General features: G+C 58.6%; 11 protein-coding genes. 10 read left to right on the top strand and 1 reads right to left on the bottom strand.

Features of this window, described 5'->3' with window-relative positions; all coding sequences use genetic code 11:
- The 10 genes from wecB (at position 1) to ML401_RS20185 (ending at position 11,228) form a co-directional block, all read left to right on the top strand.
- Positions 1-1,125 (top strand): non-hydrolyzing UDP-N-acetylglucosamine 2-epimerase, encoded by a 1,125-nt coding sequence (gene wecB, locus ML401_RS20230; protein ID WP_259211758.1) that lies wholly within the window; start codon positions 1-3, stop codon positions 1,123-1,125.
- Positions 1,118-2,380, top strand: coding sequence for a UDP-N-acetyl-D-mannosamine dehydrogenase (wecC, locus tag ML401_RS20225; protein ID WP_285806680.1), 1,263 nt, complete (start codon positions 1,118-1,120; stop codon positions 2,378-2,380). The genes wecB and wecC overlap by 8 nt, the downstream gene beginning before the upstream one ends.
- Positions 2,381-2,419: 39 nt before the next feature.
- Positions 2,420-3,484, top strand: coding sequence for a Gfo/Idh/MocA family protein (locus ML401_RS20220; protein ID WP_259211752.1), 1,065 nt, complete (start codon positions 2,420-2,422; stop codon positions 3,482-3,484).
- Positions 3,485-3,536: 52 nt separating this feature from the next.
- Positions 3,537-5,012 carry an oligosaccharide flippase family protein gene (locus tag ML401_RS20215; RefSeq protein WP_285806679.1) on the top strand — a complete coding sequence of 492 codons (1,476 nt, stop codon included), beginning with the start codon at positions 3,537-3,539 and terminating at the stop codon, positions 5,010-5,012.
- Positions 5,013-5,046: 34 nt separating this feature from the next.
- Positions 5,047-5,559 (top strand): acyltransferase, encoded by a 513-nt coding sequence (locus ML401_RS20210; RefSeq protein ID WP_285806678.1) that lies wholly within the window; start codon positions 5,047-5,049, stop codon positions 5,557-5,559.
- 105 nt (positions 5,560-5,664) lie between these two features.
- Entirely contained in the window at positions 5,665-6,819 is a 1,155-nt protein-coding gene (locus ML401_RS20205) for a DegT/DnrJ/EryC1/StrS aminotransferase family protein (protein ID WP_285806677.1), read from the top strand.
- A 20-nt stretch (positions 6,820-6,839) separates the two neighbouring features.
- On the top strand, positions 6,840-7,841 hold the full coding sequence (locus ML401_RS20200) for an NAD-dependent epimerase/dehydratase family protein (protein WP_259211743.1): 1,002 nt from the start codon (positions 6,840-6,842) through the stop codon (positions 7,839-7,841).
- Entirely contained in the window at positions 7,781-8,977 is a 1,197-nt protein-coding gene (locus ML401_RS20195) for a DegT/DnrJ/EryC1/StrS aminotransferase family protein (RefSeq protein WP_285806676.1), read from the top strand. Before ML401_RS20200 ends, ML401_RS20195 begins: the two co-directional genes overlap by 61 nt.
- Entirely contained in the window at positions 8,974-10,464 is a 1,491-nt protein-coding gene (locus ML401_RS20190) for a methyltransferase domain-containing protein (protein ID WP_285806675.1), read from the top strand. Before ML401_RS20195 ends, ML401_RS20190 begins: the two co-directional genes overlap by 4 nt.
- Positions 10,461-11,228: a bifunctional 2-polyprenyl-6-hydroxyphenol methylase/3-demethylubiquinol 3-O-methyltransferase UbiG gene (locus tag ML401_RS20185; protein WP_285806674.1), complete on the top strand. Its 768-nt coding sequence runs from the start codon at positions 10,461-10,463 to the stop codon at positions 11,226-11,228. The genes ML401_RS20190 and ML401_RS20185 overlap by 4 nt, the downstream gene beginning before the upstream one ends.
- Positions 11,229-11,285: 57 nt before the next feature.
- Here ML401_RS20185 and ML401_RS20180 read toward each other — a convergent pair whose 3' ends face one another.
- Entirely contained in the window at positions 11,286-12,752 is a 1,467-nt protein-coding gene (locus ML401_RS20180; RefSeq protein ID WP_285806673.1) for a glycosyltransferase family 4 protein, read from the bottom strand.
- Between the last annotated feature and the right edge of the window lie 154 nt (positions 12,753-12,906).

Here is a 12,906-nt window from a genome sequence, read left to right as displayed (position 1 = left end):
GTGCGCAAGCATTTTTTCATCCTTCTGGGCACGCGGCCTGAAGCAATCAAGCTCTTTCCGGTCATCAACCAGCTCAAGGCCGAGAAACACAAGGACATCGCCGTAACGATATGTGCGACTGCACAGCATCGACAGCTGCTTGATCAAGTCCTCAAGCTGGCCAACGTGGTCCCGGATTTTGATCTGAATGTCATGACGGCAAATCAGACACTGGATCATCTGACCGCCCGGCTGGTCGGACAAATCGGCGACCTCCTCGAAAAGGTGAAGCCCACCAGGGTTATTGTCCAGGGCGACACGGCAACTGCCATGACGGGTGCGTTGGCATCCTATTATCACCGTATCCCGGTCTCGCACATCGAGGCCGGGCTGCGCAGCGGCGACATCTTCGCTCCGTGGCCCGAGGAGGTGAACCGCAAGATCGTCGGCTCTATCGCCGATCAACATTTTGCCCCGACAGAGCGCGCGGCCCGTGCGTTGCGGTCCGAAAACGTGTCCGACGACTGCATTCACGTGACCGGAAACACGGTGGTGGACGCTCTCATCCTCGCGAAAGCCATGGTCGAATCCGATCCGGGACTGGCGTGCCGCTGGGACGGCATCAAGAAGCATCACGGCAATCGGCGCATTATCCTGGTGACATGCCATCGCAGGGAAAATTTCGGCGGCGGCGTCGTCAACATCGTCAACGCGTTGGAGACCATCCTGCAACGGGAGGACGTTGCCGTGGTGCTTCCCGTGCATCCGAATCCGAATGTCCGAGACCTGTTCGCGTCGCGCTTGTCGGATCACCCGCGGGTCGTCCTCATCTCTCCTCAGGAATACACGGATTTCGTGAGCCTGCTCTCGATGTCATATCTGGTCCTGACGGATTCAGGCGGCGTCCAGGAGGAGGCCCCCACTTTCGGGAAGCCAGTCCTGGTGATGCGCGATACGACCGAGCGTCCCGAAGGGGTGGAAGCCGGAACGGCACGCCTGGTCGGCGCCAACTACGACAGGATCGTTGGCGAGACGTTTCGCCTGCTCGACGATGACGAGACCTATGCTGCCATGGCGCGTTCGCACAATCCGTTTGGTGACGGACACGCGAGCGAGCGGATCGTGAAGGTGCTTCTTGATGCCTGAATTCCAAAAGATAAACGTTATTGGGCTTGGTTATATCGGGCTTCCGACCGCGGCGTTGATCGCGAGCCGGGGACTGCAGGTGGTCGGCATCGATACAAACGAACGCATCGTCGACACCGTTGCATCTGGCAAAATTCACATCGCCGAGCCCGATCTGGACGGTCTCGTCTCCAAGGTCGTCTCGAGTGGGGCGCTCACGACGTCCAGAAAACCGCAACCGGCGGACGTGTTCATCATCGCGGTGCCGACCCCGATCGACCACGAGAACCGTCCAGACCTGGCAAGCGTCTATGCCGCGGTCGACAATATCGTGGATCTTCTCGCGCCAGGCAATCTTGTCATTCTTGAATCGACATCGCCAATCGGAACGACTGAAGCCATCGCGAAACGGATCGTCGAACGCAGGCCGGATTTGCACATTGGCGTCAACGGCAAGGAGGACGGAGCGATCTACGTCGCCTACTGTCCCGAACGCGTGTTGCCGGGACGGATCCTGACCGAGCTCATCAACAATGACAGGTGTATCGGCGGGATCACGCCGACCTGCACGCGGCGCGCCCAACGTTTCTACAAGATGTTCGTTCGCGGCGCTTGCGTCGGCACGACGGCGCGCGCGGCCGAGTTGGTCAAGCTGACGGAAAACGCGTTCCGTGACACCAACATAGCATTTGCCAACGAGCTCTCGTTGATTTGCGACAGGTTCGACATCAACGTCTGGGAGGTGATCGATATCGCCAACCGTCATCCTCGCGTCAACGTACTGCGGCCGGGACCTGGCGTGGGCGGGCACTGTATTGCGGTCGATCCCTGGTTCATCATCGACTCCGCGCCCGACCTCGCGCGTGTGATGCGGACGAGCCGCGAGGTGAACAACGCCAAGACGCGGAAGATCATCGAGCACGCAGAGGCGCTGATCGACGATCATCCCTACGCGAACGTTGCCTGTTGCGGATTGACGTTCAAGGCGAATGTCGACGACGTGCGTGAAAGCCCAGCCTTGGAGATTGCCACGCATCTCGCGGCCAAATACGGCGAACGGATCAAGGTCGTCGAACCGAATCTGCGCCGTCTGCCGCCGCAGTTGGCCGATTATCGCGTCGCGTTCGTGACCATCGATGAAGCCCTCCGCAGCTGCGAAATTGCGGTTCTGCTCGTCGATCATGACGAATTCAAAATGGTGCCGTTGGCCGAGCGCCGGCACCTCGACGTCATCGACACGCGAGGCATATGGCAGGATATGCCTGCGCGGACATAACGTACGGAATAGTAGTTCCCCGAATGGATCGAGGTTAGCATGCGAGATAGTCAGCTGGGAATCGGGGTCGTGGGCTACGGCTATTGGGGGCCAAATCTCGTTCGCAATTTCTCGATGAATCCCGCCGCCCGCGTCGTCAGCGTGAGCGACCTCGATCCAGGGCGGCTCGGGGCCATAGCGCAGCTTTACCCCGCGGTGGCAACGACCACGCGTTATGGCGATCTGCTGAATGACTCCTCGATCGATGCAATCGCCGTCGCTACGCCGGTAAACACGCATTACGAGCTGGCAATGGCGGCGTTGAGAGCGGGCAAGCACGTTTTGGTCGAGAAACCTCTTGCGCCGAGCTCAGAGCAGGTGATGCGCCTGATCGACGAAGCGGACCGGCGCGGACTGACCTTGATGGTCGATCACACCTTTCTCTACACGCCGGCGGTTCAGAAGATTCGCGAGCTGTTGCTGAAGAGAGAGCTCGGAGACGTCTATTATTACGATAGCACACGCTCGAGCCTCGGGTTGTTCCAGAAAGACGTGAATGTGATCTGGGATCTGGCAGTGCACGACATCTCGATCATTCATCATATCCTCGATGAGGAGCCAGTTGCGGTTTCGGCAACGGGGTCGTGCCATGTCGTCGGCTCGCCGGAAAACATGGCCCACATCACTTTGTTCTTTGCTAACGCATGTGTGGCCCACGTCAGCGTCAACTGGCTCTCGCCTGTCAAGGTGCGCCAGACGTTCATTGGCGGCAGTAAGAAGATGATCGTCTATGACGATCTCGAGCCGACCGAAAAGATCAAGATCTATGACAAGGGAATCACGCTCGACAGGCCGCCCGAGAGTGCACATCAGTTCCGGATCGGTTATCGCGCCGGCGACATGTGGGCTCCGCATATCTCGCCTAAGGAGGCACTGCAGACCGAGATTGAGCATTTTATCGATTGCGTGCGCACCGGGACGCAGCCGATTTCCAGCGGAATGTCTGGGCTGCGAGTGATCGAGGTACTTGAGGCAGCTTCGCGATCGATCGCCGAACAGGGCAAACCAGTCGCAATCAGGCAGCTGCCGGGCATGCTACCGGAGCGGGCTCGGGCCACGGCTTGATGGGCGGTTTGGTCGTGCCTGTTCACCAGCCGCGCCCAGCGACGGAGCCGCGATGAATTCAGTGCAGCGTTCAGTCTTGTTTTCTGCAGTCGACCGCTATGCGAGTCTTTTCCTGTTCCTGGTCTCGACCGCAGTGCTTTCGCGTTTGCTGACGCCGGGCGAGTTTGGAGTCTTCGCGGTTGTCAATGCGCTTATTGCCGTGATCGCAGCCGCTTTTCAGGAATTTGGAGGGGCTAATTACCTGCTTCAGAAACATGAGCTGTCGCGCGGGACTATACGCACGGCGTTCACTGTCACCTGTGCGATCTCACTGGCGGTTGCGCTGATCCTGTTGGTCTCGGCCGACCTCGTATCGCGACTCTTTGCGCAGGACGGTGTACGGCGAGGTATCGAGGTTTCTGCGCTGAACCTTCTCCTTTTACCGGTCTCCGGAACGTTGATTGCCTTATTTCGTCGTGACATGCAGTTCGGGACGCTCGCGGTCTGCAATCTTGCAAGCAATTTGGCGGTCGCGCTGGTTTCGATCGGACTGGCAGTACTGAACTTCAGCTACATGGCGCCGATCTGGGGTAGTGTGGCAGGGAGCGTGGTTCTCACGGCCATGCTGCTGAGTTCGTATCGGGATTTCAGGGTGTTACGTCCTTCGCTATCCGAATATCGTGACGTCCTCGAATTCGGTTTCTATTCCAGCGGCGTCGCCGTTATCAATGTCTTCTACAACCTCGCACCTCAGCTCTTCCTTGCGAAGATTCTCGATTTTACGGCTGTAGGTCTCTACAGCCGGGCGAGCAACCTGACCCAGGTATTTGACAGGCTCGTCACGCAGGTGCTGAACCCGATCATCATGCCGGCAATCGTGAATCGGCGTGCAGCGGGGGCTGAGTTAAAAGGCGTGTATCTGGACGCGGTCCAATTGCTTTCCGCCGTGCAGTGGCCATTCCTCATGTTCGTTGCGATTATGGCAAAACCGATCGTTTTGCTCTGGCTCGGTCAAGCCTGGCTGGAAGTCGTGCCGTTGGTGCGCATTCTTTGCGTTGCAAATCTGGCGCTGTTCGCTGCGTGCCTGACGTATCCTGTATTCTTGGCAGTTGGGCGCGTGCGCGACGCGCTGGTCTCGTCCTTCATCTCGTTGCCACCATCGCTCCTTGCCCTCCTGGGTGCGTCCTTTTTCGGCGTGGAGGCAGTCGCAGCGTGCGCGTTGCTGACGCTGCCGTTCCAGGCCGCGGTGGCGATATACTATCTCAGTCCGCATCTGGCACTGCGGCCGGGCGAATTTGGCCGTGCCCTTCTGAAGAGTGGTGTCGTCACGATGGCGACCGCCGCGGGCGCAGCCGCCTGTGCGGTGCTGATCGAGGCAGGAACTCTTAATTTCGTTGTAGGCCTCGGATCAGCATTGGTGGTTGCCGCCTTCTGCTGGTTGTGGGGACTGTTCGTGACAGGGCATCCTCTGCTGGAGCACCTTCGCCAGGCGGCAGCGGATCTCGCCGGGATGGCGCCCAGGCTGCTCCCGCCACGCCCGGTTCTGTAAGGTTTCGCTCGACTGGAGAGACGGGGAAACTGACATGCCAATAAAGGATACCCAGCTTGGCCGCGACGTCCGCATCCTGCATCCGGACCTGGTCAACCTGTATGGTTGCACCGTTGGTGACGAGAGCAGGATCGGAACCTTCGTCGAGATCCAGGCGGGGGCAAAGATAGGCGCGCGTTGCAAGATATCGTCGCACAGCTTCATCTGCGAGGGCGTCACGATCGAGGACGAAGTGTTCGTCGGCCACGGCGTGATGTTCACGAACGACAAATATCCGAGGGCAACAACCGCGGATGGTCGTCCTCAGCAAGCTTCGGACTGGACACTGCAGCGCACTCTCGTCGGCAGGGGAGCTTCCATCGGCACGAACGCCACCATTCTGTGCGGTGTGACGATCGGTGCGGGTGCCTCCGTAGGCGCGGGTGCGGTGGTGACGAAGGACGTTCCGCCGGGGGCCATCGTCGCCGGTGTGCCCGCTCGGGTTCTGTCCGCGGCCGACAACAAGGTCCAGGGCGGTCGCGGCTCGTTGGAGGTGCTCCGGAAATAGCATTACCGTTAATTTATATTCCGTCCGAATTTAATGCTTGATTAAATCTAATATTTATATTTAAATGACCGGATATAATGTCAGTCCAATCCAAGGTTCTGAATCTTGATACCCTTCCTGGATCTCAAAGCGCAATACAGCCAGATCAAGCCGGAAATCGACGCCGCCGTGGCAAGGGTCGTCAGTAGCGGGCACTTCGTGCTCGGGCCCGAGGTCACAGCCTTCGAGGAACGATTTGCAGATTATTGCAGGACCTCCCATTGCCGCGCGGTGAACAGCGGCACTTCGGCACTTCATCTCGCCTTGCTGGCGGCGGGCGTCGGACCCGGCGACGAAGTCATCACGGTATCCATGACATTCGTCGCGACCACTGCGGCCATTCTCTATAGCGGCGCCAGGCCGGTGTTTGTCGACGTTGATCCGGTAACATGGACGATGGATCCCGGTTTGATCGAAGCCGCGATAACACCGCGAACCAAGGCGATTCTGCCAGTTCATCTCCATGGGCTGATGGCCGATATGGATCCGATCATGGCCATCGCGCGTCGTCACGGGTTGCTCGTGATTGAGGACGCCGCGCAGGCGCACGGCGCGGAATACCGCGGACGTCGCGCAGGCTCGATCGGCGATCTGGGATGCTTCAGCTTTTACCCGGGCAAGAATCTTGGAGCGTTTGGCGAGGGTGGGGCGGTTGTCACCGACCGGCCTGAATTCGCGCGCCGCGTGTCACTGCTGCGGGATTGGGGGCAGGAGGCGAAGTACGACCACGCCATCCCCGGATACAACTATCGCATGGACGAAATTCAGAGTGCGGTCCTGAACGTCAAAATGGACTACATCGAGCGCTGGACGGAAGCACGTCGGTCGCTGGCTGAGCGATACAATGCGCTGCTGTCTGATCTCCCATTCGCACGTCCCCAGCCGCCCCTGTATGCCCGTCACGTGTATCACGTCTATGCAGTCAGATTGGAGCGGCGCGACGACGCGCTGACCCTGTTGCGTGATGCCGGTATTGGCGCCGGAATTCACTATCCCGTTCCGGTGCATCTGCAAAGAGCCTATGCAGAACTCGGCTATCGCGCCGGTGATCTCCCCGTCACCGAGATGCTTGCGAACGACTTCCTCTCCCTTCCGATCTATCCGGAGTTGCTGCCGGAACGGGCGGCCGACGTTGTCGCCATATTGAGGGGCGCGCCGGCACTGCAGCCCAGCGTAGCGGTCGGCGCCCGGGCGGAGCATCCACAAAGTGTCATGACATAGTCCCACAACAGGAGAGCGTCTTGATTGATCTCAAGGGTAAACGCGTTCTGGTCACCGGCGGGGCGGGATTCATCGGCTCCCACATCGTTGATCTGCTCTGCGACGAGGGCTGCATCGAAATTGTTGCCCTCGACAACATGATCAGAGGCCGGCCGGAAAATCTCCGGCGCGCGCTCGGGCGTGGCCCGGTGAGACTGGTTCACGGCGACATTCGCGATCGCAAGCTGATGGAAGCATTGGTCAAGGCGGCCGACATCGTCTTTCACCAGGCCGCGCTCCGCATCACTCATTGTGCGGCCGAGCCACGCCTCGCCAAGGAGGTCATGGTGGATGCCACCTACGACCTGCTGGAGCTGTGCATCAAGCACGATATTGAGAAGATCATCGCTGCGTCTTCGGCATCCGTATATGGCATGGCCGAGGAGTTTCCGACGACGGAGCGGCAGAATCCGTACAATAACCGTACTCTCTATGGCGCCGCCAAGGCGTTTAACGAAGGGCTTCTGCGGTCTTTCAACGATACTTGCGGCCTCGACTATGTGGCATTCCGGTATTTCAACGTCTATGGCAGCCGGATGGATATCCACGGACGGTACACCGAGGTCTTGATCCGCTGGATGGAGCGGCTGGAAGCCGGATTGCCTCCCATTATCTTTGGTGACGGCCGTCAGACCATGGATTTCGTACACGTCCGCGACATCGCGCGCGCCAACATCCTTGCGGCCAGGGCAAAGGTTACAGATGAGGTCTTTAACGTGGGGAGCGGCACTGAAACCAGCCTGACTGAGCTGGCCACGGCGCTTGCGTCGGTGATGGGACGCCGCGGCCTGACACCCGAATTCGCGCCGGAGCGCTCGGTCAATCCGGTGCCGCGACGATTGGCATCGACGGGCAAGGCAGAGCGTTTGCTGGGTTTCCGCACCACGATTTCGCTGGAGCAGGGGCTCGCCGATCTCGTGAAATGGTGGCGATCCGAACGCGAGCTCGCTTCGGACCATCAGCGTCAGGCGGCGGCATCGTGATTCCGATCGCCGCGCCGCTGCTTGCGGACGAAGAGGCCGACGCTGCACGCGCAGTCGTGCTGTCGGGCTGGGTATCGCAAGGTCCGCAGGTGGCTGCGTTCGAGCGCGAGTTCGCTGCGCTTGTTGGCGCACCGCACGCCTGTGCCGTCTCCAATTGTACGACTGCCCTGCAGCTCGCCCTGGCAGCGTTGGATATCGGCACCGGCGACGAGGTGATCACGGTCAGCCACTCCTTCATTGCGACCGCCAACGTCATCCGACATCAGGGCGCGACTCCGGTTTTTGTCGATATCGATCCGGAGACATACAATTTGGATTGCGCTCGGCTGGCCGAAGCCATCACCGAGCGTACGCGCGCGATCATCGCGGTCCATCAGATGGGCATGCCCTGTGATATGGCCGCGCTCATGGCTATAGCGCGCCGCCACGGGATCGCCGTGATCGAGGACGCGGCTTGTGCTGCCGGATCGCAGATCCGGATGAACGGGGAATGGGAGCCGATCGGCAGGCCGCATGGAGACATTGCGTGCTTTTCCTTTCATCCGCGAAAGGTAATCACCACGGGTGAGGGCGGAATGCTCACCACCGCGGATGCCGAGCTTGATCGTAAGTTCCAGCTACTGCGCCAGCACGGTATGAGCGTTCCGGACACGGTGCGACACAACTCGTCATCCGTGATCTTCGAGGAGTACGTCGTTCTGGGCTACAATTACCGAATGACGGATATGCAAGCCGCAATCGGGCGCAGACAGCTCGAGCGACTTCCAGAACTGGTAGCACGCCGGCGCGCCGTCGCCGCCCAATATGCCGAACAGCTCGGCAATCTGGAAGGGCTGCGGCTACCAACCGAACCGGCCTGGGCCAGATCCAACTGGCAGAGCTACTGCGTCCGTCTCCCAGACCGCCTCGACCAACGCCTCGTCATGCAACATCTCCTCGATAAGGGCATCGCGACCCGCCGCGGTATCATGTGCGCCCACCGTGAGCAGCCTTATTCGGGCCTCGTCCAGGGGCAGGAGCTGCGTCAATCTGAACTTGCCCAGGACCGGTCGATCTTGCTGCCCATCTACGCCCAGATGAGTGCGGAGGATACCTTGAGGGTGAGTGCTGCGGTGCGGGCAGAGCTGGAACGATGAGCTCGGGGATAGCCGATCGAAAGGCATTGCGACTTTTGGTCGTGATCGCGAGCTTTGGGACTGCCAATAACGCCTACCTCGATCGAGTGATCAAGGAATACCGGTCCATGTCGTTCGACGTGGATATCGCAATCATCTCCAACATTGACAAGAGGCCGGCTCCGGGCATCGAGTGCATCGTTGGCCTTCCCAATAGGAATCCCTGGTCGCTTCCCTTCGCGCACAAGGAGCTATTTGCAACGCGAGTTGATCGGTATGATCTGTTCATTTATTCCGAAGACGACATCTTGATCACCGAAAGGAATATTAGAGCGTTTCTTGACGTGACTTCAGTGTTGAATGAGGACGAGGTCGCCGGATTGATGCTCGTCGAGAAGGCGCCAAACGGCGAACTGAATTATCCGCAGGCGCATGGTTCTTTCCACTGGGATTGCACGTCGGTAAGGATCAGGGGCAACTACTGTCTTGCTCATTTTACCAATGAGCATGCCGCCAGCTACGTGCTCACGCAGCAGCAGCTTGCGAAAGCAATTGCGTCCGGCGGTTTTGTGGTCGGACCGCACGAAGGTAAGTACGACCTGCCTTGCACGGCCGCGACTGATCCGTACACCCAGTGTGGCTTCAAGAAGCTGATACCGATTTCCAATATCGATGATTTTTCGGCCCACCATCTGCCGAACAAATATATCAACCGGCTCGGCGTCGATCGCCGGCAATTGGACGCCCAAATTTCTGTCCTGATGCAGATTGCGCGTGACGAACACAACGCCGTTCCGCTATTCAGTGCCGAGACCAGGCTCTGGCATGGCATGTATTCGAAGGATTACTACGCACCCGCCAGGGATGAAGTGTTGTCCGGCGTACCCAAAACCGCCGCCGTACTCTCGATCGGATCCTGCTCGGCTGCAAGCGAGCGGCGACTGCTGGAGAGAGGAAACCGCGTCGTAGTCGTGCCGATCGATCCCGTCGTCGGCAGCGGCTTGGCCCAGCTCGGGGCTGAGGTGGTGCTAGGGGACGTGATGACGGCAAGAACGAAAATTGCAGCGGAGCGATTTGACCGGCTGCTTTTTCTCGATGTTTTGCAATTTGTCCGTGATCCGGCACATCTGCTCAGGCTATTTGCCGATCTCCTCGCTCCAAACGGAAAGGTGATCATAAGCGCGCCAAATCGACCGTCTCTTCGTTACGTCTGGGAATGCGCGAGGACTAGCAACGTCCTCCGGCGCTGGGGGAGCTTCGAAGCTGCAGGGATCCACGACACAACAACCGGAAAAATTCAAAGGTGGTGCGCGCGGGCGGGTCTTGCGATCGAGAAGATTGAAAGGCGCGCTCCGCATCGAGCCAGTCCGAAGTTGAACTTCCTGTCTCACGTCCTCGCGCCCGACCTTGTTGTAACCGCCACGAGACGTGAATCGCGAAAGCCCTCCTTGTGCGAGGATCGCGGAATGGAGCAAATGGAGGTTTCCAGAAGGAGCGTCGTTCAATGAGCTTGGAGGCCGCCAGAAGAATAGAAATCGGCGACATGCACGGACACGCTTGTGCTGCGCAGGACTCGGTAGCGGACGACTACTATAGCCGCTCTCGCCGCGAGATACGGCCGTTGCTGCCCAGCCGCGCCTCTCGGATACTCGAAGTGGGACCAGGCGCAGGCTTCACCCTGATCTGGCTCAAGTCGATCTACCCTGCCGCCACGACAGTCGGGGTCGAACTGAATCAAGCACTCGAAGCCGACCTGCAAAAGCATGCCGATGTCGCGATTATCGGAGACATCGACGATTTGATGTCACGATTGGGTAGCAAATTTGACCTGATCTTGTTGCTTGATGTCCTTGAGCATGTCCCGGATCCAACTCGTACGCTTCAGGCCATCACCAGAAACCTCCTCATGGATGGTGGGCGCGTGATTGTTTCTGTTCCGAACATCGCGCATTTGAGCGTAACCCTCCCCCTGCTATTCCAACATCGATTTACCTATGCAGATTCGGGAATTCTGGACCGCACCCATTTGAAGTTCTTCGTCGAAGACACTGCCGTCAAGCTTCTCAATGATTCAAATTTGGTCGTCGAGGATGGTCTGGTCACGGGTATTGAAGGTCAGAAATCAAAGATGTTGGATTGGCTTACCCTCGGAGTCCTGACCCATCATCTGGCGAAACAATACGTCATGGCTGGTGATCTGACTGGTGAACTTGCTGCGCAGCCGAAGATCAATTGGAAGAAGAACCGGCTAATCAGCTTAGCGGGGCGTTGACCGCGGGGACGGACCGCTGTAGTTCCCGAAGGTGCGCAACACTCGCTGGGGCATCAACTACGGGCGTGCACAATCTGCGAATTCACTCTTGGTCATAGATCGTGAAATCGCCCAAAGAAGAACCTCCGCGTGCCGTTTGGAGCATACGGCAGGATCGAAGCGGCTTTTTGAATCCGCCGACAATTGTCCGCGTACCCCTGACCAATAATCTCGGTGTGCGACGACTGACTTCATGGCGGAGACGAGTTCGTCCTTATTCTTTTGAGGCTGAAATCGCATAAGACTCGAGCTATGCCAATTTGCGCTTTCGGGATCGCCAACCGGGTTCGCCACAACGAATCCCCGGCTGCCGTCCAAACCAAGTTGCTCACGCGCGCCGCCGACGTCACTCACAATTGTGGGTAACCCCGCGCTCAAGGCTTCCATGGAGGCCAGTGACCATCCCTCGAAAAATGAATTCAGAACAAAGCAGTCAGCGGCGGCTAGCAGGATGGACGGATCCGAAAACGACTGCCGGAGGTGAATCCGTTCCTTGCAAGGCATCTTGTCGCGAAGAGTACGCACTTGACGGGTGTACACAGCATCATCCAGGCGGCCGGCGATCAGCAGATGTACCTTCGGGTCATCCCCTGCGACTTCGGAGAATGCCTGTATCAGGCCGTATGCATTCTTCTGAACCGTATGACGACCGAGGCAGAGAAAGAGAAATTCGTCGTTGAGGCCCAGCCAGGCGCGGGCTCTCGGCCGGTTCACCAATGGGCGGTGGGTCTGGTTGAACGCATTGGGGATCGTGATGACCGCGGAATCGGAATAGGAGGGATTGCCTGATAGGTACTGACGCCTCACGAGCTCGCTTACCGCGACAAAGCAGGTCACGAATTTCGATCTCTGACGCTCTTCCCTCCAATCCGTGCTGACGGGCGTTGGAATGCCGTGCAGCGTCTCCACGACTGGAATGCGGACGTCACTGGCCGTCTGCAAGAGCCACCCGGGCGGATCGTGCGCGCTGACGACGTCAGGACGGTTTGCTTCGATCCACAGGCAAGCCTCGCTCGGCGAGGCGGCAACGACTGCTGTACCCTCCCTCTGCAGGGCCGTGAACAATTGTCCGACGGGCTCCGACGACGAATGTGCGCACATAACCGTCACGCGAAATCCAAAGTGGGGGAGGCGCCGTGCAAGAAAAGCGACAAATTCATCGAGCCCTCCGGCGTCGAGCACCGGGGTGACGATCAGGCAATGCACACTTCCTGGCGACACGAGAAAGTCGTCCGGGTTCGACGTGCTGCTGGTCGGAATCGAGGCGGGCGCCGTCGGTGCATCCGGTGCACCCATCGCGTCGAATGGCACGAGCGGCTTCGACCAGTCGTCAACAATACCGTCGCTTCCGGAAGTCAACTGACTGCCAATGAACAGTTTCTTCCCGATACGTCTCACACTGGCCGGCAGCCGCCAGGAGTTTCGTTGCGCCCAAAGTGTCGCGCGTCCTCGTAAAGAAAGATCGTTCTGACTGAGACCCGTCATGGGTTCAAATGCCGCTCATCTGGATTTCCTGGTCCTGATATTAGCTGGTAATTAAATCATAAGCATATATTGCGCTGAACTTAAAATCCAATTAAATGGGTGGCATTATTCTTTGCCGTCCTATTTGAGGGATACGCCAAATATGTCGCTTTGT

This window comes from Bradyrhizobium sp. 62B (assembly GCF_030272265.2).
Lineage (GTDB): Bacteria > Pseudomonadota > Alphaproteobacteria > Rhizobiales > Xanthobacteraceae > Bradyrhizobium.
Note: the sequence above shows the minus strand (reverse complement) of the source record. Positions and strands in the feature narration are given on the sequence as shown.

What these genes read in the sequence shown, in the direction of transcription:
- ML401_RS20185 (WP_285806674.1), top strand. Translation starts at nt 10,461, where the DNA reads ATGAGCTTGGAGGCCGCCAGAAGAATAGAAATCGGCGACATGCACGGA.
- ML401_RS20180 (WP_285806673.1), bottom strand. Translation starts at nt 12,752, where the DNA reads ATGACGGGTCTCAGTCAGAACGATCTTTCTTTACGAGGACGCGCGACA.
- ML401_RS20210 (WP_285806678.1), top strand. Translation starts at nt 5,047, where the DNA reads ATGCCAATAAAGGATACCCAGCTTGGCCGCGACGTCCGCATCCTGCAT.
- wecC (WP_285806680.1), top strand. Translation starts at nt 1,118, where the DNA reads ATGCCTGAATTCCAAAAGATAAACGTTATTGGGCTTGGTTATATCGGG.
- ML401_RS20190 (WP_285806675.1), top strand. Translation starts at nt 8,974, where the DNA reads ATGAGCTCGGGGATAGCCGATCGAAAGGCATTGCGACTTTTGGTCGTG.
- ML401_RS20195 (WP_285806676.1), top strand. Translation starts at nt 7,781, where the DNA reads ATGGTGGCGATCCGAACGCGAGCTCGCTTCGGACCATCAGCGTCAGGC.
- ML401_RS20215 (WP_285806679.1), top strand. Translation starts at nt 3,537, where the DNA reads ATGAATTCAGTGCAGCGTTCAGTCTTGTTTTCTGCAGTCGACCGCTAT.
- ML401_RS20220 (WP_259211752.1), top strand. Translation starts at nt 2,420, where the DNA reads ATGCGAGATAGTCAGCTGGGAATCGGGGTCGTGGGCTACGGCTATTGG.